We start from the raw sequence: 24,451 nt of genomic DNA, 5'->3' as shown, positions 1-24,451 counted from the left end.
CCCGAGCCCACCGCCCCCGAGCCCACCGCCCCCATGCCACCCGCCGCCGCCGCCCCCGAGACCGTGACCGCCATCGCCACCGGCTTCAACGCCTTCGGGCTCGACCTCTACCGCAAGGTCGCGAGCACCCCGGGCGATCAGGTGATCTCGCCGGCCTCGGTGGCGCTGGCCCTGTGCATGACCCACGCGGGCGCCAAGGGACCCTCGGCCGCCGAGATCGAGCGCGCGCTCGGGTTCGGCTCGTACCCGGTGGCCGAGGTGCAATCGGCCGTGGGGACGATGCTGGCCGCCTACGCCGCGCCGCCCGAGGGCGTGGAGCTGGCCGTCGCCAACCGCCTGTTCGGCGAGGCCAAGGTCGCATTCCACGAGCCGTTCCTCGAGCGGACCAAGTCCGTGTTCGCGGCACCGCTGCAGACCATGGACTTCCGCGGCGCGCCCGAGCCGTCGCGAGCGGAGATCAACGGCTGGGTGGAGCAGCAGACGCGCGAGAGGATCCAGGATCTCCTCCCCGCGGGCTCGGTCGACGACACCACGCGGCTGGTGCTGGTCAACGCGATCTACTTCAAGTCGCAGTGGATGAGCCCGTTCCCCGAGCACCGGACCGCACCCGCTCCGTTCTCGGCCCCCGGTGGTCCCCACGACGTCCCCACCATGACGGTCACCGAGCACTTTCGGATCGCTCGGCTCCCGAGCGAGGGCGTGTCCTTGATCGAGCTGCCCTATGCCGATCCGGCGTTCGCGATGACGGTGGTGGTGCCCACGGCCGTCGACGGGCTTGCGGCCCTCGAGGCCGCGCTGACCCCCGAGACGCTCGATCGCTGGATGGGCGCCTTGACCGGCGAGCGCGTGGCGCTGTCGCTGCCCAAGTTCCGCATCGCCCCCGCCGAGAGCCTGCGCCTGCAGCCGGTGCTGGGCGAGCTGGGCATCCGCACCCTGTTCACCGCCGAGGCCGACCTGACCGGCATCGCCCCGCCCCGCGAGCAGCTGCAGCTGTCGGAGGTCTTCCACAAGGGCTTCATCGCGGTGGACGAGAAGGGCACCGAGGCCGCGGCCGCCACCGCCGTCCTGGCGCGCGCCGGCGGCATGCCCAGCGAGCCCACGGTGCTCGCGGTCGACCGGCCGTTCCTCTACCTCGTGCGCGACACCAAGACCGGGCTCGTGCTGTTCCTCGGTCGGGTGGTCGATCCGAAGACCGAGGGCTGAGCGAACCGACCGCTACTCGAACTCGGGATCGGCCTCGACCGCGGCGCTGCGCGCCCGGGCCTCGGCCGCGAAGCGGGCCGGAAGCTCGCTCACCGTGACCGCACCCTCGCAGCGCAGTGCGACCGGCTCCGCGGACACGGACAGGCGCGGCGGGCCGGCCACGCAGCGCGGCGGTCGAGGATCGGCCGCGAGCCGCTCGAGCAGCTCACCGTGGGTCATGCCGCGCAGCGGCACGTCCACGGTCAGCGCATACGGCCCCGACAGCTCGCACAGCGCCTCGCCCACGTCCCGCAGCGTGGCATGGAGCGGACGCTGGCACTGCCCATCGCGGGTCCGGATCGGCCGAGGATCGGGCGCGAGCTCGGCCCCGAGCGCGGCCAGCCCGGGCGGATCGCCGACCGGTCGCGGGTGGGCCACCGCCGTCACGCGATCGCCCACCACCACCAGCTCGAGGTCGGCCACGTAGTCCGGCGGGGCCGTGTCTCGGCCCGGCCCCGTGAACGGCGGCATGGCGATCTCGATCACGGTGGGTGCCGTGATCGACCCGGTGGCCAGCCACATGCGGCTCGGGCCTGCACGCCCCACCGTGTACAGGGCCCGCGCGACCACCTCCAGCTGCACCCGCGCATCGACGAGCCAGATCACCTCGAGGGGATCCTCGGCCGTCGCACCGTCGAAGCGCTCGGCCACCGCATCGTAGAGCTCGTCGATCATGGGGCGCCCCAATCCCATGGCCGGATCCATGGGCGGCAACGGTCCCTCTCGGATCACCGAGAGCGAGCGTCCCGGGCCCGACATCCCCCATAGCCCATCCTCGGCCACCACCACCCCGAAGAACGACTCGGGCAGCGCTCGGGCGCCAACGGGCGTGGGCAGCACGAAGCCCTCCCGCGGCACCACCGGCCCCGGCGCGGGCTCGTGGTGCTCCGCCGAGGTACACGCCCAAGGCCCGAGCGCCACGAGCATCGCTCCCAGCCTCGCCCCGTGCCGCATCATGACGGTGCCCCCTGCTCGGCCTCGCCCAGGGGCTCGCTCGCTCCCCGCTCGCTCGACGCCTCGCCGTCGGGCACCGGGGTCAGGGGCTCGTCGAGCACCCCCGACGCTCCGCGCCGCCGTGCGAGCTCCCGCCTGAGATCGATCGCTCGCTTGAAGGCCAGCACGCTCGGCGTGAAGCCATACGCGAGGTTGGCCACCAGGATGAAGCCCACCGCGGCCTCGAGCGCGAACAGCCGGATGCCCAGCAGCAGCACCAGGATGTAGAGCGTGGCCCCGAACAGCGCCCGCCGACGCGCTCGTCCTCCACGCTGGCGACGGCGCCGCGAGACCCAGCCTCCCACCGCGCGTCCGAGGTGGCGATAGTCGGTGGAGAACGCCACCATCTGCGCACAGGCGATCCCCACCATCAGCCCCACGATCGCCGGCTGCTCCCGGAACACCACGATCGACGACATCGTGGTGAGCCCCCCCACCGGGCTTGGGACCCCGCGAAAGTAATTGGGGTCGCTGGCCGACTTCATCAGGGTGAAGAACACCAGGCGGCTGACCACGAACAGGCCGTAGAACACCCCCAGCAGCGCCCCGGACAGGCCACCCAGCAGGCAGTAGAGCGCCACCGCCGGGGAGATCCCGTAGTTGACCCCGTCGGCCACGTCGTCGGAGTACACGCCGATCTTGGTGCCCCCGAAGCGGCGCGCCGCCGCCCCGTCGAAGCCGTCGAAGGCGGCCCCGAGCAGCACGAACAGCAGGCTGATCTCGAAGCGCTGCTGGGTGGAGAACCAGATCGCAAACCCGCCGCACAAGAGGTTGGCGGCCGAGAGCGCGTCGGCGATGAAGCGCTTTTGCAGCAAGCCCAGCGCATAGAGCCCCACGATCCCCGAGAGCACGGTGCTCGCCCACAGCGCGGCCTCGGCCGTGCGCGGCGTGATCACCCGCGGCGCCCAGCCCTGGCTCAGCCCGAACACCGCGATCACGGCCCCATAGCTGACCGCGTTGCCCAGGCGGCTTCCCGCCGCGTCGCGGCCGGCCACGTAGAGCACCCATAGCAGCAGCTCCACCCCGATCTTGGCCCCCAGCAGCGGCGACGGCAGCAGCTCCACCACATAGGGCGCCACCACCAGCAAGAGCGGCAGATCGGTCAGGCCATCGAGCGCGCGATGCAGGTGGCTCGGCGCGATCCGAGCGCGCGCCACCAGCCCGTGGAGGTAGTCGAGCACGAAGAACACCACCAGCAGCCCCCCCACCAGCGCGGGCGTGGCGGGCAGCACCTGGATCTGCCGCAGCACCAGCAGCAGCAGCGGCACCACCACCACCAGCTTGATCGCGGGCACCACCGTCGGGCGCCGCAGCAGACGCTCGGTCAGCCGCTGCTCGAACGCGAGCAACCAGGAGGGCTTTTCGACTCTACGCCGCCGCGGGGCAGGCTCGGGAGCGTCGGCAGAGGACGACACGCGGCCTCAAGCATGAGGCATCGAGAGCCGGCCGCAGGGCCTTTGTCGTCCCCGCCCCCTCGCGTCCTCGCGATGCCATCCCACCACCCTCGAGGAACACCCTCGACCACGATTGCGACGATCGCGCAGCTCGCGTCCCGACCAAACTGGTCGTATGTTCAGCATCCCTCTCGAGATGGCCGGATCCATGGACAGGGCCGCCTGCGTCGACGTGCCCGAGCTTCCGCTCCAGCTGCTGCTGCGGCGCGAGCCCGGCTGGGCCGACGACGCCGTGGTGGTGGTCGCCGACGACAGACCCCAGGCCGAGGTGCTGTGGGTCAACGATGCCGCCCGCCGCCACCGGATCCGCCCGGGCATGAGCCTTGCCGCCGCCCAGAGCCTCGATGCCCGCGTGCGAGCGGGCGTCGTGAGCCCGCACGAGATCCACGAGACCATCGAGCGCGTGGCCCAGCGACTGTCGACGTTCTCGCCCCGCGTCGAGGTCTTCGACGCTCCCACCCCGTCCTCGTCGGCCTCCACCAAGGGCCCGCGACCCCGAGCCGCGGTGGAGGGGGCCCCCGGCGTGTTCTGGCTCGATCCCTGCGGCATGGTGCCGCTGTTCACCAGCTTCGAGCACTGGGGCCACGGCATCCGCGAGGCGCTCGAAGCGCTGGGCCTGCGCTCCACCGTGGTGGTGGGGTTCCATCGCTTCCGCTGCTACGCGCTGGCTCGGGTGCGACGCGGCGTGTGGGTCAACGACGATCCCGGCCAGGAGACGAGCGCCGCCGCCAAGGTGCCGCTCGATCGGCTGACCCTGCCCGCCAAGGCCCGCGACGGCCTGCACCGCCTGGGGGTGGGCACCCTGGGCGAGCTGCTGCGGCTGCCCGAGGCCGATCTGCGCGCCCGCTTTGGCGAGGCCGCCGCGGCGCTGCACGCATGCGGCCGCGACGGCTGGGCTCCGCTGCGGCCTCGTCCCCTCGTCGAGCCGGTCCGCGCCACCAAGTCCCTCGAGCCTCCCGACGACGATCGCACGCGGCTCCTGTTCCTGCTCAAGAGCATGCTGCACGACCTCATGGTCGAGCTGTGCGATCGCGGCCAGGCCATGTCGGCCCTGCGCCTGCGCCTGCGCCTCGATCACCATCCAGAGCCCCACGACGAGCGACTCGAGCCCGCCCGCCCCACGCTCGACGAGCCCATGGTCATCGATCTGCTGCGCCTGCGACTCGACGCCGCCACCCTGCGCGCGCCGGTCGAGGCGCTCGAGCTGGAGCTCGAGGGGGTGGAGGCCCCGTCCGGGCAGCTGGCGCTGTTTCGCACCCAGGCCCGCCGCGATCTCGACGCAGCCGAGCGCGCGCTGGCACGGCTGCGCGCGTGGCTGGGGCCGGAGGCCGTCACCCGGGCCCACCTGCGCGAGGCCCACCTGCCCGAGGCACGATTTTCGTGGAGCCCCACCGCCACCCTCGGATTTCCGCGGCCCGAGGTGGTGGGGGCTGCCGTGGACGTCGGCTGCGAGCCCCCCCTGCCCCTGCAGCGACGCCTGCTGCCCCGCCCCCAGCGGCTGCCCGCGGCCCCGCCATCCACCGCGTCCGACTGCGAGCAGCCATGGCTGGGGACTCGTGGACCGATCGTCTCGATCGAGGGTCCCTACCGGATCAGCGGAGGCTGGTGGGTCCGCACCGTCGAGCGCGACTACTACTTCGTGCAGACCGAGCCCGGCGAGCTGCTGTGGGTGTTCTACGATCGCGTGCGGCGGGGGTGGTACCTGCAAGGGGTGGTCGGCTGACGATGCCCCACGGGGTTCAACCCACCCCAAGGCGCACGCGCAGCACGTCGAGGACGACGCCCACCACGAACGACCCACCGAACCAGCGCATGTGGTGGAACGCCAGGGCCACGAAGAACAGCGGCCACACTCCCCTGGGCAGCTCCGCGGGCGGGGCCTGCGGTCGGGGCGAGCGAAACGGCGGGAGCACGCGCCGTGCAACCGGCAGCGCAACGACGATCACCAGCACCGGCCAGCCCAGGTGGCCCAGGGCCACGCACAGCCCGACCACCCCGTAGGGCAGCACGATCAGGCTCCGAGCCACGGCCCGCGCCCTCGCCTCGCCGAGCAGCACCGGAAGCGTTCGCACGCCCTTGCGCCGATCCTGATCGAGCTTGTCGATGTGCTTGCCGAACAGCACCCCCGTGGCACACATCGCAAACGGCAGGCTGGCCCACAGCACCCCCGTGGGCAGGTCGTCGGCCATCACGTAGTACCCCCCGCCCACCATCAGGGGCCCCCACACCAGGAGCACCGCGGGCTCGCCCAGCCCCACGTGCTTGAGCGGCCACGTGTACGCCAGCACCAACGCGATGCCGGCTGCGAACAACCACCACGTGGCGCCGCCGCGCACGAGCACCAGCAGCACCCCGCAAAGCAGCGCCACCCCGCCCGTCACCGCCACGTAGCGCAGCATCGCCCGGGGCGTGAGCAGGCCGTGCTCGAGCGGCTGCGGCCCGTAGCGCGCCCGAAACGAGTCTCCCCGATCGAGCCCCTTGACGTGATCGGTCAGGTCGTTGACCAGGTTGTTGGTCGCATGCGCCAACGTCAGGCCCACCAGCAGCAGCCCGAAGCGCACCCCGTCGAAGACTCCGTCGCGCAGCGCGAGCAAGCCGGCGAGGCCGGCCGACGTCACCGTCATCACCAGCACCGCTGCACGCACCGCCACCAACCAGCGCGCGATCGGGTCGAGTCGGTCCCACCCCTCGCGATCGAGCCGAGGGATGACGGACACCGCACGCAGCCACATCCGAGGATCCATGGTGCCCACGACGATACTGCGGGGCGTGCCTCGGGTGGACTCCCGACTCCTCGAGCCTCGCCCCGCCGGTCCGGCGCCCCGCTGCCACCTCGCCGTCGGATCCAGCCGGCCACCGAACCCGACCGAAGACGCCGCCTGGCGACCATGGCGCTGGTCCGCGCGTCCGCCCTTTGCGCCCCCGCGCGGAGCGGGTAGCCTCGAACCGCCATGGCCACCCAGCAGCTCACGTTGGAGACCCGCCGGGCCACCCTCGCCGACGCCTCCGTCGTCTCGCGGCTGACCCTGCAGCTCGGCTACGACTGCAGCGAGGTCATGATGCGGCAGCGCCTGGCGCGAGTTCGCGACGAACCCGAGCATGCGGTGTTCGTCGCCGCCATCGACGGCCTCGAGGTCGTGGGCTGGGTCCACGTGGAGCTGCGCAAGCCCCTGTGGTGCGACCCCTTCTCCGAGATCATGGGCCTGGTGGTGAGCGCTCACCACCGCCGGCTGGGCGTGGGGCGGGCCCTCGTCGACCGCGTGCGACAGTGGGGCGACGAGCGCAAGGTCAGGGACCTCCGCGCGCGCGCGCAGGAGCATCGCGAGGATGCCCTGTCGTTCTACGAGGCGCTGGGCTTCGAGCTCTACAAGGAGCAGCAGGTCTATCGGTATCCCGACGAGGCGCCGATCGATCCCGGTGGCTCGCCGACTCTGATCGAGTAGTCCCCGGAGATTGGTGCTACCGTGGAGCCCATGTCCCGTGGGCTTGGGATCGCGTTCTCGATCGGGACCAGTGTGCTATGGGCCTGCGGGGACGACGGCCCCACCGTGGCTGGCGACGGGACCGGCACCACCTCCTCGGCCAGCACCACCGGCACCACCACCCAGGGAGCCGACGAGACCGCATCGGTCGGCACGTCCACGACCTCCGGCGACGGCGACGGCGGCTCCACCACCACGGGCGCTCCCGAAGCACCGCTCGCGTTCGCGAGCGGGATCCGCCTCACGCGTCTGACCGCCAACCAGGGCGTCCAGGTGGATCTCGTCGACGAAGGCCTCGAGTTGCCGCCGTCTCCCGACGCGGCGCGGCTGATCTCGGGGCGAACCACGCTGCTTCGCGCATTTTGGTCGCTGCACGCCGACTTCACCCCCCGGGAGCTCATCGGTCGCCTCGAGGCCGACTACCCCGATGGCACCCAGCTCGTGCAGGACTTCTCGCTGTGGGTCGAGGGCGAGGGCAACGACGGCGGGACCTCGTTCCAGTGGCTGCTCCAGCCCCACGAGGTGGTCCCCGGCATCCAGTACCGCGTGCGGCTGCTCGACCCCGATCCCACGCTCGCCACGGGCCAGATCTCCGATCCACCGCCCATCTTGCCGCTCGCAAGCCGAGGCACGCTGTCGGTCTACGACGCACCGCTGCAGCTGCGGGTCGAGCTCGTCCCCGTCCTCCACCAGTTCGAGGGGGAGGAGTGCATGCCCACGATCACCGACCAGGACGTGCAGGACATGCGCGAGGAGCTCGAGCAGTGCAACGCGGTACAGGAGGCCATCCTCACCGTGGGCGAGCCCATGCCCTACCTCGATCCCATCGGGACCAGCGGCACCGGCTTCGGCCCCGTGCTCACCGCCCTCGCCGAGCGCCGCGCCGCCGATGATCCCCCGCCCAATCTCTACTACTACGGGCTGCTCGCTCCCTGCGACGGCTACCCGCCCGGCCTGCTCGGCCAGGCGATCGGCATCCCGCCCACGCCCGCCATGGAGCTGGCCCAGCAGCGCATCGCCACCGGCCGCTGGTCGGGCAGCGGAGCCGCGGCCGCCGAGACCTTCGTGCACGAGATCGGCCACACCCAGGGCCGCTACCACGTGCTGTGCAGCGGAGGCGAGGCCGGGGCCGACATGGCCTATCCCCATCCGCAGGGCCGCATCGGCGTGTGGGGCTTTGGCATCCACGACTTCAAGCTCCGCTCGCCCACCGGCAGCCGCGACTACATGACCTACTGCAGCAACGAGTGGGTCTCCGACTACGGCTGGGAGCAGACCCTCGACGTCATCGAGGTGCTCACCAGCTGGGATGCCATGAGCACCACCCCCGGCGACGGCGTGCTGATGGGCGCGCTCCATCCCGATGGCACCGAGCGCTGGTGGACCGCGACCGGCGCCCTCCCGGCCTCGCTGGCCACGCCCGGAGCCGCGATCGAGGTCACGCATGCGGGCGGGGTCGACCCGCTGCCCGCGTGGATCTACGTGCGTCCCGACGGCGACACCGTGCAGATCATCGCCCCTCGCCCCGCGAGCCTGCCCCTCGCCACCGCGCTGCACCTTCGGCCCCCCGATCGCGTCGCCCCCCTGGCCATCGACCCGGCCGCGATCCACGACCACTTCGCCGCGCGAGCGCGGGCAGGCGACTAGCCCCTGAAGCTCCCCAGCCACAGCGCCAGCTCGTCGGACGAGGTCTGCTCACCCGTGACCACGGCGCTGCCGTCGGACGTGGCCGTCACCGCATAGCCGCGCAGCGACGGCGGCAACAACCCCTCGTACTCCGCCTGCTGCAGCACCGCACAGCGCGGCATCCCGTCTGCGTCCAGGCGAGTCACCCAGGCCTCCCACCACGAGCTGCCGCCGAGGCGCTGGTCGTTGACATAGCGCCCGAGCACGACGAGCTCCTCGCCGCTGTGGGCCAGCCCCTCGAGCAGCCAGTCCGAGCCCGCGTCCGCCACCTCGAAGTCCGCACGGCTCTTGGTCCACTGCTCCTGGCCGCTCGCATCGAGCGCAGTCACCCAAAAGTCCACGAATCCCCCCGCCCGCAGCACGCCCATCACCGGGCGGCCGTCGGCTCCCACCGACACCGCCACCGGCTCGAACGTCTGATCCGCCCCGCCGATGGTCGGCACGAACGTCCACTGCGGGGGTCCGCCGTCGGGACCAAAGCGCAGCAGCGTGCCGCGCTGGGTCTGGAAATCCTCGTAGATCCGCGCCAGCACGTAGATCGAGCCATCGGGCCCGATCGCCAGCGGCCCGCCGTCGTCGGTCGAGAACCCCCCGGAGCCCGCGCCCGTGTACGTCTGGGTCCACACCTCGCTGCCGTCGGCCGCGTCGAGCTTGCGCAGCCACACGTCGTCGTCGCCGGCCCCCGCCCGCACCTGCCCCGTCACCACCGGCTGACCATCGGGGCCCACCGCGATCCCCGTCGCAATCTCGTCCTCTCCCACGAACGGCCCGTCGAAGTCGTGCACCCACGGCGAGGTGCCATCGTCTGCCGCGAGCTTCGTCACCCGGATCGCCCTCCCGCCATCGGCCGCATCCACCGTGGCCGCCACGTACACGTCGCCCACGCCGTCCACCGCCACCCCGGCCACGATCGCATCACCGTCCGGGGTGCCCAGCACCTGGGCCCACACCATCGCCCCGGTGGGATCATGGGACTGCACCAGCACCGTATCGTCGCCCTCGGTCACGGTGCCCTCCATGTCCACCGTGATCTCCCGCAGCCGCCCCGCCAGCACGATCTGATCGTTGGCATCGCGCGCGATCGCCAGCCCCTCGATCTCCGAGTCCAGCGTGGGCCCGAGCGTCAGCTCGAACCACTGCAAGCCACAGGGGACCTCGCACGCGTTGTTGCAGCCATCCTCGTCCTCGGCGTTGCCGTCGTCGCACTCCTCGCCGGCCTCCACGTAGCCATTGCCGCACTCCGCTCGAGGCGGCGGAAACCCGGTGTCGCCCCCCGACTCCGCGGTGGTCTCCGACGTCGACGCCGACGTGGTTCCCTCGTCCACCACGGCCGTCGTGCTCGATCCGGTGGTCGCCGGCTCCCCCGAGGACGACGAGCTCCCGCTCGGGCTCATGGGGAGATCGTCGCCGCACCCACCGAGCGCGACGGCCAGCAGCAGCAGTGGGGTACGGGGGCGAACGAGCACGCGCGAGCATCATCTCGCCCCTCCCCCGCTCCGGTCAAAGGACCTTGCCGTGCGGCCTCGTATGCGCCCTGGACACGCACGAAGTCGCGCATTGACACGGGGTTGAATACACCTACGCTACGATTCGTTCTCCGGGGCCGCCTTCGCGGCGAGTGGGCTCGAGACGATGGAACGCACCACGAACGACGCCAGCAAGGGCAACCGAGGTCCCGTGCGGCTCCGCGCCGGACAGACCCACTCCGATGCACTGCTCGGCCCCTGGTGGCGATGGGACGGCGACGCGCATGGATGGGTCGCGTCCCCCCCGCTGCTCCGCGAGCGCTCGGCCACATCCCGCGCTGGCGATCCCGGTTGAACGGTTGGGTCGAACGGGTTGGGTCGAACGGTTGGGTCGAACGGGTTGGGTCGAACGGGTTGGGTCGAACGCCCGTTGAACGCCGAACGCCGGGCCCATCGACGCGCCCGTCACGAACCGCCCCGGGGAATCCCCCGGTGACGTGCATCACCACCGGGTGGCTCCCCGGTGCTCCCGCCAGGGCAGCCCCGCTACCGGAGCAAGGCCGCGAGTGTCATGGTGAGACGCGATGAGGGGATGGAAGGGAATCGTGGCCATGGGGGCGCTGCTGCTGGGTGCGTCGTGGTCGTGGCCCAGCACCGCGCGAGCCGGACGCCTGGACTCGGTCCGCAGCGAGGTCAGCGGCAGCAGCTCGTCGAGCAGTGACAGCAGCTCGTCGAGCAGCTCGAGCTCGAGCAGTGACAGTAGCTCGTCGAGCGATGACGACAGCTCCTCCTACTGCTGCTCCGGGGGCAGCGGCTGGTTGGGCAGCGGGTCGAGCTCCCGCGCCCCCCGCTCCGATCGCACCACCGTTCACACCCGGCTGCGCTACCGCGAGTACCCCTACCGGGGCGGAGCCCGAAGCTACATGCGTGCGCCACGATCCCCCAACGATCCAACCCGCGTGCACGGCGGTCAGGTCTGGGCCGAGGGCGCCTACCAGGGCCAGGGCCTGTGGCGCGGCGCAGGAGGCCTGCGCATCGACGGCCAGCTCTTCAGCGTCGACGGAGATCTCTCCTACTACCTCGAGCCCGCCGCCAACGATGCGCTCTACCTCGGCACCGCCAACCTCAGCCTCATTCCGTTCCACTTCCCCCGCGCCCTGTTTCGGCTCGGAGGCGGCCTGAACACCATGATCGACGGCCGCGTCCCCGGCCAAGGGCATCGTGAGTACGCGCTCGGGTGGAACATCACGAGCAGCATCGATCTGTTCCCCACCTGGCCCGTCGTCTTCTCCGGCCGCGTCGACGCGGGACAGCTCTACAAGGCCGTCATGGTCCGCGCCCGGGGCTCGGTGGGCGTGATGCTGTGGAGAATCGAGGTCTTCGGCGGCTACGAGCACACCCAGGTCGGCCGCGTGGGCCTGGGCGGCCCCATGGCGGGCATGCGCGTGTGGCTGTAGGAAACCCTGCAACCGCACCACCTCGCTCCCGTCTTGGGGGGCGATGAACGCGGTGCTCGACCGAGTGGCCCTCCTCCCCCGCGGGCTGATGACCATGGCCGTGGTGGCCGCAGCCGCCACCGCGCTCGTCACGGTGTGTGCGATGGTCGTGTGGATGATCCTCAATCCACGCCGTGCGCCCGCCCGCAGCTGAGCACCGGCTGAATTTCCTGGATCCTGGCCCGCGCATTCGGCCTACCCTTGACCGGGGCCCTTGCCGCCGCGCGCATCGGGAGCGCGTCGCTCGTACGGGCTCGATGGGCGTGCCGATGCGACGACGATCGAGACTCCTGGGCCTCTCCCTCGCTGCGCTCCTGCTCCCCGCCTGCCCCGACGAGGTCTCGCAGCTCGAGCCTACGGGCTCCGAGTCGAGCACGTCCGTCGCGAGCACCGGGCTCGCCACCGCCACCAGCCAGGGCTCGACCAGTTCCGGGGTCGTCGACGACACCGGCACCTCGTCGTCCTCCAGCGCGGGCGACACCGCGGGATCGCAGGACTGCTGCGCCCCTCATGACGCGGTCGGCTGCGAAGACCCCGACCTGACCACCTGCGTCTGCAACGAGATCGCCTTTTGCTGCGCATTCGAATGGGACGAGACCTGCGTGGAGCAGGCCCTGGCGTGCGGAGGCTGCGGCGCGCAGACCACCACCGACACCACCGGCGCCCCCGAGCCCGTGTGCTGCAGCGCCAGCGACCAGCCCGGGTGCGCCGAGGATCCCGCGCTCGAGGGCTGCGTGTGCGGGCTCGATGCGTTCTGCTGCGACCAGCAATGGGACGACCAGTGCGTCCAGACGGCCATCCGTCAGTGTGCGGCGGAGTGCGGCGGCGGGGCGGATGCCTGCTGCGTCCCCTCGGGCTCTCCCGGCTGTCCCGAGGACCCGATGCTCGAGGGCTGCGTGTGCGCCATCGATCCGTTCTGCTGCGACGAGCAGTGGGACGGCCAGTGCGTCGAGATCGCGAACGACGACTGCAACGCCGAGTGTACCCCGGTGGGTGGCGGTGACTGCTGCATGGCCAACGGCTCCCCTGGCTGCGACGACATGATGGTGCAGGACTGCGTGTGCGCCATCGACGGCTACTGCTGCGACACCGACTGGGATGGCATCTGCGTCAACGAGGCACAGTACGAGTGCATGATCGACTGCGGCCTGCCGCCCGCCAACGAGGGCGATTGCTGCGTCGAGACTCCCGGCCCCGGCTGCGACGACCCCGTGGTCACCGACTGCACCTGCATGCTCGACGACGGCTGCTGCCTGTTCCCGTGGGACGCCGGGTGCGTGCAACTGGCGGTGACCACCTGCGGGATCACGTGCCCGGGCGTCGATCCGCTCCCGCCCTGCTGCCTGCCCCAGATGGCGCCCGGCTGCATCGACATGCCCGTGCAGGACTGCGTGTGCGCATTCGACCCGTTCTGCTGCGACACCCAGTGGGACGACATCTGCGTCGACGAGGCGCAGATGGACTGCATGCTCGATTGCGGCGGTGGCGGTGGCGGTGGAGGCACGGGCGGCTCGACCACGTAGGTGAACGCCGGCGCGCGCTCGAAGACCACCGTCAGGTCGAGCCCGTCAGTCCCTGCCCGCGCTCGCGTGCGACGAGCGAGGGCGGCAGCCCGCGGCGTGCGGCCTCGTCGAGCACCGACGCCAGCGTGCCCTCGATCCCGGCGATGGTCTCCCGCACCCGCGCCCTCACCCATGCATCGCTCGAGCCGTGCTGCACCGTGAGCACCCCTTCGATCACCGCCCCTGCGCTCACCACCACGTCGGGCGCGTGCAGGATCCCGCGGTCGCGCAGCCGCGCGGCATCGGACGGCGTCGCCAGCTGGTTGTTGGCCGACCCGCACACCGCCCGGCAGCGCAGCCGCTCGATCGTCGAGGCCTCGAGCACGTGCCCGCCGGCGCACGGCATCAGCACGTCGCACGGCTCCGACAGCAACGCCGACGGGTCCACGATCCTCACGCCGAGCGCCGCGGCGGCTCGGCACGCATCGGGCTCGAGATCGGCGCCGAGCACCACCACGCCCTCCTCGCGCAGCGCCCGGGCCAGCGCCCGTCCCACCGAGCCCAGCCCCTGGATCGCCACCGTGCGGCCGGCCGCGGGCGACGACCCCAGCGCTCGCCACACGGCACGCAAGCCCGCATGCACGCCGGCCGCGGTCGAGACCCCCGCATCATTGCCCTCGGGGTTGACGTGGGCGCACGTGCGGCGCACCGCCGCGAGCTCGCGCGCCCCGGTGCCCAGATCGGGCCCGCACACGTACGATCCGGTGAGTCCCTCGATCTCGGCTCCCAGCGCCTCGTAGGCCGCCGACCAGTCCGCGGTGTCCCCCTCGTCGAGCACCACCGTCTTCGCCCCACCCGCCGACAGGCCCGCCAGCGCACACTTGTGGCTCATCGCCTCGGCCAGCTCGAGCGCGTCCGTCAGTGCCTCGCCTTCGCTCGCGTAACGCTTGCGACGGATCCCCCCGAACGCCGGGCCGCGCCGGGTGCTGTGCACGGCGATGATCGCCCGCAGCCCGAGCGCCGGCCGCTGCACCACCAGCAAGCGCTCGTAGCCCGCCCCCGGTCCTCGCCTCCCGAACAGCACGACCCGTGGCCTTCGGTCGCTACGTGGTGGTTCCCAGGAGCCGCGCCTTTTGCTGCGCGAACTCCTCCTCGGTCAAGAGCCCCGAGATCCGCAGCTCGTTGAGCTTCTCGAGCTCCGTCTTGAGCTGATCCACGTTGCGCTCCGGCCGAGGAGCGGGCGGCTGCCCCGGAGCACCGTAGGGCGATCCATACGGCGATCCATACGGCTGGCCATGGGGCCCGTACGGAGGAACGCCGTAGCCACCGTAGCCCGCGGGCGGCAGCATGTTCACCACCACCGGGGCCGGCAGCATGTTCGCGCCGTTGTAGCGGCGGTTGAACTCGTCCTTGTCCATCAGCGCGAGCACGATGAAGTCGATGAAGCCGGCCAGCGCCGGGATCCAGGCCAAGAAGAAGCTCAGCGTCAGCACCAGGTAGAGCACACCGGCCCCGGTGCGCCCCAGGTAGAACTTGTGGGCTCCGCTCCAGCCCAACAAGAGGGCCAGGATTGCCGCATTGGTCTTGTCCTTCATCGACGAACGCGCTTCCCCTGTCCTGTCGTTGGTCCTCGTCGTAGGTCCTCGCGGGGCTCGCTCACAGGCTCCGCGCCTGCCGGTCGGCCAGGGTCATCCCCCCACCGGTGCCGAACGCGACGACCTGGGAGCGATACACCCACTCTCCGGTCTCGAGGTCGAGATCCTCGACCAGCTGCCCCGCATCCTTCATCGTCACCAGCGTCTCGAGCAACGCGGACTCGGTCCAGCGCAGCGCCATGAGCAGCTGCTCGAACGTGTGATCGCGGCCGTCATCGAGCAGCGCTTGCACCCTTCGCGAGCGCTCGGCCAGCACCGCCGGGGACGAGGTGGGCAACGCCGCCCTGGGCTGCGCGACGCGATCCTTGCGCTTGAGCAGACCGAGGAACGCCAGGCCGGCTCCGATGGTGAACATCGTGCTCAAGGCGACCACGCCGAACAACCCCGGGGTGATCACCAGGGCCCCGAGCCCTCCGAGGGCCGCGAGCGCGAGCCCGGTGGTCACCATCGCGCCCGACGACATCCCCGACTCCTGGGCCCACTGCCGAATGTCACGACCTTCGCGCATGGCCGGTGCATTGGCGGTCGCTCGGACCAGGCCTGGCCCCTGGGTCTGCACCCGGAGCTCGGCCACGGGGATGCGCGCCATGCCCCATAAGCTAGCACCGCCGCACCAAGGCAGCGTCAAGAAAATCCCGCGCCTGGCACGTGGAGCAAGACGGTGAATTCCGGCCTGCAGACCCCCGCCTTGGCCCCAACGAACGCTGCGAGCCGGTCGCGGCGAGGGTGGATCCTCCTCGCATGCTTCACCACCTTGGCTCACCCGACGTGAGCAACATCGCCCGCGGGTGTGGCCGCACCGAAGGGATGGGCGTCCCGGCGTCCTCCCACCGCGGTCATGGAATCGTCGTGCCGGTGGACGCGAAATGCAGGTGTCGTGGGTCACCGACTTTGGGTCCACGAGCTCCGGGCGCTCGCTTTCGGATCCATTCGTTCCCCCGCCATCCTTCGTTGAGCCCGTGCCGCCCTTTTTGGTACCGTCCAATCTCCGTGGAAATCAGACGCTCGAGCTCACGGTGGATGGTGGCCGCCACCGCAGTCTTCGTGTCGCTGACGTCGGGCTGCGGCGCGCTCGAGAGATTCGAAGAAGGCGGCGCAACGGTGTTCGTGTTCACCACGCACCACGCCACTCCGGTGAACGGCGTGTTCCCCGGCAAGGGCGACGACGAGATGCCCCGCGTCTACGACACCGTGGATGGATGGACCGTCACCATGCTCGAGGGCTACGTGACGATCAGCGCCGCGACCCTCATCAGCTGCGGGGGCAGCGAGACCGACCTGACCATGTTCTGGGGGCCGTGTCCCGAGGACCTCAAGTCCGAGGACCTCGCGTCCCTCACCGTGGCCGGCAAGAAGGTCGGCGAGGGTGACTACTGCACCCTGCGCCTCACCTACGCGCCGTACCAGACCCCGGTCATCGACGACAGCGTCGACCCCGACGAGAGCCGCCACGAGACCCCGGCCAACGAGTCGGTCAACGGCGCCACCATCTATCTGCGAGGCGGTGCACAGCTCGGCGCAGGCGACTTCACCCAGTTCGAGCTCACCAACTCGCAGACCATCGTGGTGGAGCTCGACCTCAGCAACCTCGAGGGCGAGGGCCGGCCGCTGCACGTGGATCACCGCGAGGACTTCCCGCCCGAGCTGCTGGTCTCCAAGGCCTACGACCGCTTCTTCGACGGGATCGACTTCACGAATTTCGACGCTGGCGCCGCGACCAGCCAGATCGCGCGCGTGCTCGAGGAGCAGACCCGTGTGTCCCTCGGCTCGTACGTGATGACCGACGGGCCACCGATGGCCGACAGCGGCAGCGACAGCAGCAGCGGCGGCGGCGGCTGAGACGACGCGCCCGAACGACCGCCGGCTTCAGGGCGATCGCAGCTCGTCGTCGTCGAGCGATGGCAGAGCCGCGGCGCCCCCCCCGGGGCCCTGCGCGACGGCATCCTCGGCCGCGAGCGCCTCGTCGTCGAGCAGCTCGTCCATCGGGTCGGAGGCCGGAACCGCGGCCGGATCCGTGGCCGGATCCGTGGCCTTGGGCGCAGCCGAACCCGCATTGGCCGGGGAGTCGGCCTCGTCATCGCCGCCCGCGTCGTCTCCGTAGAGATCGAGCAACACATCGCCGGGCGGTAGCGCGGCCGCAGTGGCCTCGTCCACCGGCTCGGTTCCCGACAAGAAGTACTCGTCGAGCGTCTCGCCAAGCGGCAGCGGCTCGCCCGTCTCCGGATCCACGGGGGGCACCGTGGGCGCCAGCAAGCCCGAAGCGGCGTCGATCCTCCGCACGCTGACGCTCGGCGGCGGCACGAAGGCCAACACCTCGGCGGGCTGGGCGGCCTCCATCGCCGCCAGCCACACCGGAATGGCCGAGCGCCCCCCCGTCTCCCCCTTGCCCAGCGGGCGCGGCTGGTCGAACCCCACCCACGCCACCGCCACTCTCTGCCGCGTGAAGCCGGCAAACCAAGCGTCCTGAGCGCTGGCCGACGTCCCCGTCTTGCCCGCCACGGGTCGGCCCAGCGCGTTGGCTCGCGTCCCCGTGCCCGACTGCACCACGCTGCCCATCATGCTGGTGAGGATGAAGACCACGTCCTGCGGCAGCGCCTCGGTCGGGTCCTCGGGGGACGGCCAGCGCTCCTCGCCTCCCACGCTCACCTCGAGGATGATGCGGGGCTCGATGCGCGATCCCTCGCGCGCGAGGGTCATGTAGGCCCGCATCATCTCGTACGGGTAGACCTCGGTGGTCCCCAGCGCCAGCGACAGGTGGGGCGGCAGCTCGGTCTCGATGCCGGCCGCGCGGGCAAACTCGTGCACCGCATCGAAGCCCACGCGATCGAGCAGCTTGATCGCGACCGTGTTGACCGACTTGGTCAGCGCGTAGCGCATGCGAATGTCGCCGCGGTAGACGTCGCGCTCGTAGTTGGTGGGCTTCCACTTGTCGTAGATCTCGGGCGAGTCGGAGATGAGCGACGCGGCCGTGAGCTCGCGACTGGCGATCGCCGCCCCGTACACGAACGGCTTGAACGACGAGCCCGGCTGGCGCTTGGCCTGCAGCACCCGGTTCAGCTGGGCCAGCTGGTAGTCGTAGCCCCCCACCATCGCCAGCACCTCGCCGGTGGCCGTGTCGGCCACCACCACCGCCGCCTCGGGCCCGCGCAGCTCCGCCTCCACCCAGCCCTCGGGCAGCCCCGGTCCCTCGACCTGGGTCACGAACACCTGCACGACCGCTCCGGCCGGGAACTGCTCGGACAGGGGCAGCGTGGGATCGCGGAACCGCGGGCCCACGCTCAGGAGCACCGGGGTCTCGCCGATCGTGCCCGTGACGGCATCACTGCCGGCCTGATCCTTGGCGGGCTCCTTGGCCTGGTCCTTGGCCTGGTCCTTGGCCTGGTCCTTGGCCTGGTCCTTGGCCTGGTCCTTGGCCTGGTCCTTGGCCTGGTCCTTGGCGGGCGCCTCGGGCCGCGGCGGCACGGGCTCGGTCCCGATCACCATCGGGTAGCGCTCGCCCCCCCGCAGCGGCCCCTCGACCTTCTTGGCCCGAGCCAGCTCCTTCTTGCTGGCCGGCTTCAGATCCCGGCCGTGGTGCTGTCGCACGTCGAGCTCACCGAGCGCCAGACGCAAACCCTCCTTGGTCTTGCGCTGCACGTCGAGATCCACGCTGGTGCGCACGGTGGCCCCCATGCGCAGCAGCTCCTCCTGGCCGAATTGCTCGGCCAGCAGACGCTTGGCCTCGTCCACGAATTCCTCGGCTCCGGGCTCGACCTTGGCCACCAGCGACTCGCGCGGCTCGTCGAGCACGATGTCCTCGAGCTTGGCGTCGATGTGGCGCTGTGCGTCGCCCTGGGCCAGGAACCCGTGCTCGACCATCTGCCGCAGCACGTAGATCTGGCGCTGCTTGGCCCGCTGCGGGCTCTTGTAGGGGGAGTCGCGTCCGGGTGCCTTGGGCAGGGTGGCCAGCATCGCGGCCTGGCCCACGTCGATGTCCTCGACGCCCTTGCCAAAGTAGAAGCGGCTGGCCTCCTCGATCCCGTAGCGTCCGTGTCCGAGGTAGATCTCGTTGAGGTAGAGCTCGAGGATCTCCTGCTTGGTCAGCGCCTGCTCGAGCCGCCGCGCCAGGATGAGCTCGTGGACCTTGCGCTCGAAGCTGCGCTCGGGCGACAGCATGAAGTTCTTGACCACCTGCTGGGTGATGGTCGACGCGCCCTGCTTGATCTCGCCTGCGCGCACGTTGGCGATGAGCGCCCGCACCATGCCCATGTAGTCCATGCCCTCGTGGCGATAGAAGTCGGCGTCCTCGGCGGCGAGGAACGCATTCTCCACGTGGCTGGGAATCTGCTCGTACTCGATGAAGGTGCGGCGCTCGCTGAAGATCTCGCCGATCAGGCGACCGTCGCGGGCGAGGATGCGGGTGATCTGCGGCGGACGATAGTTGCGCAGCTCCTGCTCGTTCAGCGCCTCGAGGTCGCGACCGTAGTACCAGAACACGCCGACCACGGTGCCGACCGCTCCGACCACGCCCAGCACGAACAGCACCACCAGGCCGATGACGGTGATGCGAACCGCCTTGGACGGTCCACGCGGGCGCGGGGGCGCGCTGCCGTCAGCGGGCATCGGCCTCCGAGGGCGAAGACGACAGCGACGCCGAGACGGGCTCGGCCGGACGCGGCCACGGCCCCCACAGCCCGTGGACCAGACGCGCGTCGACGCTGCCGAGGAAGTAGCACGCGCGCAGCACCTTGCGCTCCTCGGGGGACAGGTCCCCCTGGGGGCCGGCTTCTCGCTTGCGCCGCATCACCTCGTAGAGGCTGATGGCGGCCGACACCGACAGATTGAGGCTCTCGCTCATGCCGACCATGGGAACGTGGAAGAGGACGTCGCAGGCCCGACGGGCGGTGGCCGACAGGCCGCGCTGCTCGTTGCCGAACAGCAAGCACAGGGGCTGCTGGACCCGCAGACGCCCGACCGGGACCGATCCATCCATGCATGCACCCGCCAGCACCATCCCGCGGGCGCGCACCTGGGACAAGAGGCCCGCCAGATCGCGATGCTCGTGGGTCTCCACCCAGTGGAACGACCCCTGCGTGACCGCGCGCGCGCGCAGGGCCCGGCCCTCCGCCGCCACCACGTGCACCGCCAGCGCGCCCATGGCCTCGCACGTGCGCACCACGGCCGCCGCGTTGTGAGGGTCCGAAGGGGACTCGATCGCCACGTGGACCGAGCGCATGCGGCCATCGAGCACCGTGTCGATCCGCGCCCGACGAGCCTCGGTGAGGTAGGGCTCGAGCGCCCCGATCACCTGATCGGCTCCATGCTCGGCGACCAGCGCCTCCGCCGCGTGCAGGTCCATGGGGCTGCAACCATGGCACGGGTGCGGGGGACACGCTACCGCGGGACCCGTCCGGGGCGCCGATCCGCGCCCTACCCTTTCGTGGCGCGCGCCAGCATGGACAGCTCGGCCAGCGCCTCCTGGCACGCGCGCAGCTGCGGCTCGCGTCGGCGTCCCCTCGCGGGCGGGACCCTCACCGCGATGCGATCGCTGCCCTGCAGCCGCAGGCGCCCCTGCGTGGTCTGGTGCAGAGCAGCCGCCACCTCGCCCGACAGCGGAGTGTCCGGGCCCAGGCGAATGGTGAAGCGATCCCCGCGTAGCTCGAGCGCCAGCGCTCGCAGGGCGCGGCCGTAGGTCTTGCATGCCATCAAGAAGTGGAAGTGCACCGCTTCCATCGGCAGGTCGCCGAAGCGATCGCGGATCTCCTCCATCACCGCATCGACCCCATCCACGTCGCGGGCCGACGACAGGCGACGATAGAGATCGAGGCGCTGGCCCGTGTCCTCGACATACGTGTCGGGCAAGAACGCGGCCACGTCGAACACCATCTCGGGATCGGTCTCGTGCACGATCGGCTGCCCGCGCAGCTCGGCCACCGCTTCCTCCAGGATCCGCGAGTAGGCGTCGAACCCGATCGCCTGGATCTGGCCGCTCTGTCGCCCGCCGAGGATCTCCCCTGCGCCGCGGATCTCGAGGTCCTCGCTGGCCACGTGGAACCCCGACCCGAGCTCGGCGTAGCGCTGGATCGCCTCGAGCCTCCGCTTGGCCTCGGGGCTGAGCTTCTCGAGCGCCCCGACCATCAGGTAGCAGTAGGCCCGCAGGCGCGAGCGACCGATGCGCCCGCGCAGCTGATAGAGCTGCGACAGCCCGAAGGCATCGGCCCGCGCGATGAACATGGTGTTGGCCCTCGGGATGTCCAGTCCGCTCTCGATGATCGTCGTCGACACCAGCACGTCGGCGCGGTGCTCCACGAAGTCGACCATGGTCTTCTCGAGCATCTCGGGCGGCATCTGCCCGTGGGCCACCAGCACCCGCGCCTCGGGCACCAGCGCCCGCACCCGCACCGCGTGCTCCTCGATCCCCTGGATCTTGGGCACCACGTAGAACACCTGGCCCCCGCGCGACAGCTCCTTGCGGATGCCCTCCTCGATCACCGCATCGCCCTGGCGGGTGAGGAACGTCCGCACCGCCAGCCGATCCACCGGAGGCGTCATGATGAGGCTGATCTCGCGGATTCCCAGGAGCGACATGTGCAGCGTGCGGGGGATCGGCGTGGCCGACAGCGTGAGCACGTCGACCTTGGTCTTGAGCTTCTTGAAGCGCTCCTTTTGGGCCACGCCAAACCGCTGCTCCTCGTCGATGACCAAGAGCCCCAGGTCGCGGAAGCGGACGTCGCGAGACAGCAGCCGGTGGGTGCCCACCACCACGTCGACCGAGCCCTGGCGGATCTCCTCGACGACGCGCTTGGTCTCCGATGCGCTCACGAAGCGATTGAGGTGCTCGACGCGGACGCCGAGGCTCTCCATGCGATCGCGAAACGTGTGGAAGTGCTGCTGCACCAGCACCGTGGTCGGAGCCAGCACCGCCACCTGCTTGCCCGCGAGCGCGGCCCGAAACGCCGCGCGCAGGGCCACCTCGGTCTTGCCGAAGCCCACGTCACCGCAGACCAGGCGATCCATCGGCTGGGGGCGGCCCAGATCGGCCTGGACCGCATCGATCGCCTCCTGCTGATCGGGCGTCTCCTCGAACGGGAACGTGGCCTCGAACGCCGCGTACGTCTCGCCCGCCGGCGGGAACGCGTGCCCGTCCTGGGCCTGACGCTGCGCGTAGATCTGCAGCAGCTCCTCGGCCATCTGGCGGACCTCGGCCTTGACCCTGGCCTTCTTGGTCTCGAACGTGGCCCCGCCCATCTTGTCGAGCTTGGGCGGCTTGGCATCGGCGCTCACATAGCGCTCGATCTCCCCGAGGCGGTGGACCGGCAGGTAGAGCTTGTCGGTGCCCGCGAATTCCAGCTGCACGAAGTCGCCCGGCACGCCGGAGAGCACCAGCTTGCAAAGGCCCGCATAGCGGCTCACGCCATGGGTCACGTGCACCACGTAGTCGCCCACGGCGAGCTGCGACAGGCTCCCCAGCCCCGTGCGGGGGCGGCGGGCCTTGTTCGCCTTGCGGGTGATCTTGCCGAACAGGTCGGCCTCGGAGAGCACCAGCAGGTGGTCGCCGGGCGAGGAGAAGCCCGCCGACAGCTCGCCCGCGATCACCTGCACGCGGGTGGGTCCGCGCGCGGGGCCCTGGAGCGACAGCCCGCTCCCGGTCTCGCTCACCGTTCCGAATGCTTCGGCCGTACGCCGCGGCGGGTCGAGCCGCAGCCCGTAGCCGCGCAGCAGGCTGGTCAGGCGCTCCGCATGGGTGAGGTTGGGCGCGGCGAGGATCACCGACCACGGCTGGCGCAGCTCCCCGTCCTCGTCGCGACCCAGACGGCGCACGTGGTCGATCAGCGGGCGCAGGAGCTCGCCGCCCTTGCGGCTGCGGGCCGCGTCCAGGGCCGCGCGCAGCGGGAGGTTGGCCTCGACCGACAGGCGGATCACCGGGCGTTGGTCGCTGCGTGCCGGGTCGTAGAGATCGGCGCGGGACATGACCACCGGGCACGTCTCGAGCCGCGCCCGCAGCTGCCCCGCATCGACCGAGAACGCGTCCGGTGGCGCCACCAGCCGCAGGTCGGCCACCGCCTTGGCGTGCTCCTGCACGCGCTCCTCGTCCAGGCGCTCCGCCAGCAGGCACAGCGACGCCGGATCCTCCACCAGCCAGCGTGCGTCGTCGGGCAGGTGCGCCCACAGCGGGGCCATCGCGTCGTGGAAGATCGGGGCGAGCGCGTCGATGCCGAAGAAGTCCAGCCCCGCCGCGAGGTTGTCGAGCACCTGGCGGCTCTTGGACGTGGGCACGTTGCCCGCGTCGGCCAGGGCGAGCACACGGCTGCGCAGCCATCCCGGATCGCCGAGGCGGTCCGACGCGGTGGGAATCGTCTCGCGCACCGGGTGCACCGCGCAGGACTCGATCGTCCGGAGGCTTCGCTGCGAGTCCGGGTCGAACAGCCGCAGGCGCTCGATCTCGTCGCCGAACCACTCGAGGCGCACCGGAAAGCGGAGCAACGGCACGAACACGTCCATCACCCCGCCGCGCACCGCAAACGTGCCCGGGTCCTCGACCACGTCGGTGCGGCCGTAGCCCGCCGCGAGCAGGTCCGCGATCGCCTCCTCGCGCGGCCACTCGTCTCCCACCGCGAGGTGCCGGCACAGCCCGGCGAACGCAGCCGGGGGGATCGTGCGACGGACCAGGGCCCGAATCGACGCGATCACCACCCGTGGGGGCGCCACCTCGCCCGTCCCGTTCGTGCGATGCGAGCCTCCCAGTCGGTAGAGCGCCGCGAGGCGACTGCCCACCACCCGCGGATCCGGGGAGAGATCGGCATAGGGGGAGACGTCGACCTCCGGGACGACGAGGATGGGGTCGTCGACCGGAGCCGAGCCGGCCTGGACGTCTTCACCGAGGAAGAACGCCGTATCGGAGGCTACAGTTCTCGCGGTCGCATCATCGGGGACGAGGAAGACGACCGGTCCCGGCTCGGGGCTGCGGGCCGCCGCGGCCAGCAGCAGGCCACGCAGTGCCCCTTCGGCTCCGAGCACCCGCATCGAGCGGCCCTCGGCGAGGGCCTGGGTGACCACGACAGTCGCTTCTCGAGCGGAGGGGTGGGAGGACGGCACGGTGCGCTGGCCAGTCGATGGCGAGGCGGAGGCTAGGCGACGGGTCGGCCAAGAGCCAGACGAAAGCCGGGGGCCAAGCGGGAGCCAGGACGGGAACCGGACCAGAGCTGGACGAGAGCCAGCCGGAAACCACGCGAGCCGCTCCCGACCGACCAAAGCTCGCAAACCCGGATTCGTCCCCTGCCACCGGTGTGACGTGGCCACTCAGTGATAACCCTGATATGGAAGCCCATCATGGGCCGCTCGGGCATCCATGTGACCATCCTTCGAGTAGTTGACTATCCAGGGCGCTTTCACACATGATGGAGTGGTCTCTTCCGATCCGGCCGCCCACCCATGGAGAAGGGTGACGATGGTGGCGAAGTGGCCATGGCCACACGGGTGAGACGACTGACTTGGA

General features: G+C 71.1%; 19 protein-coding genes. 9 read left to right on the top strand and 10 right to left on the bottom strand.

Going from position 1 to position 24,451, the window contains the following annotated elements; genetic code table 11:
- Positions 1-1,203: serpin family protein (locus OEB96_RS05850; RefSeq protein WP_266214448.1), on the top strand; the 1,203-nt coding region annotated here is incomplete at its 5' end.
- A 12-nt stretch (positions 1,204-1,215) separates the two neighbouring features.
- Here the strand turns inward: OEB96_RS05850 and OEB96_RS05845 are convergent.
- Both OEB96_RS05845 and OEB96_RS05840 read right to left on the bottom strand, forming a co-directional pair.
- Positions 1,216-2,169 (bottom strand): hypothetical protein, encoded by a 954-nt coding sequence (locus OEB96_RS05845; RefSeq protein WP_266214447.1) that lies wholly within the window; start codon positions 2,167-2,169, stop codon positions 1,216-1,218.
- A 26-nt stretch (positions 2,170-2,195) separates the two neighbouring features.
- On the bottom strand, positions 2,196-3,650 hold the full coding sequence (locus OEB96_RS05840) for a CDP-alcohol phosphatidyltransferase family protein (protein WP_266214446.1): 1,455 nt from the start codon (positions 3,648-3,650) through the stop codon (positions 2,196-2,198).
- 187 nt (positions 3,651-3,837) lie between these two features.
- Here OEB96_RS05840 and OEB96_RS05835 point away from each other — a divergent pair, with 187 nt between their 5' ends.
- The gene (locus tag OEB96_RS05835) at positions 3,838-5,412 is read left to right on the top strand and encodes a DNA polymerase Y subunit UmuC family protein (RefSeq protein ID WP_266214445.1); all 1,575 of its coding nucleotides are present in this window, start codon (positions 3,838-3,840) and stop codon (positions 5,410-5,412) included.
- 16 nt (positions 5,413-5,428) lie between these two features.
- Here OEB96_RS05835 and OEB96_RS05830 read toward each other — a convergent pair whose 3' ends face one another.
- Positions 5,429-6,433: a prenyltransferase gene (locus OEB96_RS05830; protein ID WP_266214444.1), complete on the bottom strand. Its 1,005-nt coding sequence runs from the start codon at positions 6,431-6,433 to the stop codon at positions 5,429-5,431.
- A 207-nt stretch (positions 6,434-6,640) separates the two neighbouring features.
- On the opposite strand from OEB96_RS05830, the gene OEB96_RS05825 reads away from it, so the two are divergent.
- Positions 6,641-7,132 carry a GNAT family N-acetyltransferase gene (locus tag OEB96_RS05825; protein ID WP_266214443.1) on the top strand — a complete coding sequence of 164 codons (492 nt, stop codon included), beginning with the start codon at positions 6,641-6,643 and terminating at the stop codon, positions 7,130-7,132.
- Positions 7,133-7,162: 30 nt separating this feature from the next.
- On the top strand, positions 7,163-8,818 hold the full coding sequence (locus OEB96_RS05820) for a hypothetical protein (RefSeq protein WP_266214442.1): 1,656 nt from the start codon (positions 7,163-7,165) through the stop codon (positions 8,816-8,818).
- Here OEB96_RS05820 and OEB96_RS05815 read toward each other — a convergent pair.
- Positions 8,815-10,323, bottom strand: a complete 1,509-nt coding sequence (locus tag OEB96_RS05815) for a DUF4215 domain-containing protein (RefSeq protein WP_266214441.1) — start codon at positions 10,321-10,323, stop codon at positions 8,815-8,817. The genes OEB96_RS05820 and OEB96_RS05815 overlap by 4 nt on opposite strands.
- Before the next feature lie 166 nt (positions 10,324-10,489).
- Here OEB96_RS05815 and OEB96_RS05810 point away from each other — a divergent pair, with 166 nt between their 5' ends.
- From OEB96_RS05810 to OEB96_RS05795, 4 genes are all read left to right on the top strand, one after another.
- The gene (locus tag OEB96_RS05810) at positions 10,490-10,678 is read left to right on the top strand and encodes a hypothetical protein (protein ID WP_266214440.1); all 189 of its coding nucleotides are present in this window, start codon (positions 10,490-10,492) and stop codon (positions 10,676-10,678) included.
- A 229-nt stretch (positions 10,679-10,907) separates the two neighbouring features.
- Positions 10,908-11,780 (top strand): hypothetical protein, encoded by an 873-nt coding sequence (locus OEB96_RS05805; protein WP_266214439.1) that lies wholly within the window; start codon positions 10,908-10,910, stop codon positions 11,778-11,780.
- A gap of 64 nt (positions 11,781-11,844) precedes the next feature.
- Positions 11,845-11,973 carry a hypothetical protein gene (locus OEB96_RS05800; protein WP_266214438.1) on the top strand — a complete coding sequence of 43 codons (129 nt, stop codon included), beginning with the start codon at positions 11,845-11,847 and terminating at the stop codon, positions 11,971-11,973.
- A 115-nt stretch (positions 11,974-12,088) separates the two neighbouring features.
- A complete protein-coding gene (locus OEB96_RS05795) occupies positions 12,089-13,342 on the top strand; it encodes a hypothetical protein (protein WP_266214437.1) in 1,254 nt (417 codons plus the stop codon).
- A 31-nt stretch (positions 13,343-13,373) separates the two neighbouring features.
- Here the strand turns inward: OEB96_RS05795 and OEB96_RS05790 are convergent, their stop codons facing one another.
- The 3 genes from OEB96_RS05790 to OEB96_RS05770 all read right to left on the bottom strand — a co-directional run bounded on the left by OEB96_RS05790 (position 13,374) and on the right by OEB96_RS05770 (position 15,565).
- On the bottom strand, positions 13,374-14,405 hold the full coding sequence (locus OEB96_RS05790; protein WP_266214436.1) for a Glu/Leu/Phe/Val dehydrogenase dimerization domain-containing protein: 1,032 nt from the start codon (positions 14,403-14,405) through the stop codon (positions 13,374-13,376).
- Positions 14,406-14,424: 19 nt separating this feature from the next.
- Positions 14,425-14,916, bottom strand: coding sequence for an NINE protein (locus OEB96_RS46410; protein ID WP_323137339.1), 492 nt, complete (start codon positions 14,914-14,916; stop codon positions 14,425-14,427).
- A gap of 61 nt (positions 14,917-14,977) precedes the next feature.
- Positions 14,978-15,565, bottom strand: a complete 588-nt coding sequence (locus tag OEB96_RS05770) for a hypothetical protein (RefSeq protein WP_266214435.1) — start codon at positions 15,563-15,565, stop codon at positions 14,978-14,980.
- Between the two features lie 401 nt (positions 15,566-15,966).
- On the opposite strand from OEB96_RS05770, the gene OEB96_RS05765 reads away from it, so the two are divergent.
- Entirely contained in the window at positions 15,967-16,815 is an 849-nt protein-coding gene (locus tag OEB96_RS05765) for a hypothetical protein (protein ID WP_266214434.1), read from the top strand.
- 27 nt (positions 16,816-16,842) lie between these two features.
- Here the strand turns inward: OEB96_RS05765 and OEB96_RS05760 are convergent, their stop codons facing one another.
- The 3 genes from OEB96_RS05760 to mfd form a co-directional block, all read right to left on the bottom strand.
- Positions 16,843-19,578, bottom strand: coding sequence for a penicillin-binding protein 1A (locus OEB96_RS05760; protein ID WP_266214433.1), 2,736 nt, complete (start codon positions 19,576-19,578; stop codon positions 16,843-16,845).
- Complete coding sequence (locus tag OEB96_RS05755; RefSeq protein WP_266214432.1) at positions 19,568-20,314, bottom strand: TrmH family RNA methyltransferase; 747 nt, start codon at positions 20,312-20,314, stop codon at positions 19,568-19,570. Before OEB96_RS05755 ends, OEB96_RS05760 begins: the two co-directional genes overlap by 11 nt.
- Positions 20,315-20,385: 71 nt before the next feature.
- Positions 20,386-24,012, bottom strand: coding sequence for a transcription-repair coupling factor (mfd, locus tag OEB96_RS05750; RefSeq protein ID WP_266214431.1), 3,627 nt, complete (start codon positions 24,010-24,012; stop codon positions 20,386-20,388).
- Positions 24,013-24,451 lie beyond the last annotated feature (439 nt).

The sequence above is a fragment of the Paraliomyxa miuraensis genome (assembly GCF_026337845.1).
Taxonomy (GTDB): Bacteria; Myxococcota_A; Polyangia; order Nannocystales; family Nannocystaceae; genus Paraliomyxa; species Paraliomyxa miuraensis.
The sequence above is the reverse complement of the archived record's forward strand: the minus strand, read 5'-3'. Positions and strand labels throughout refer to the sequence as shown.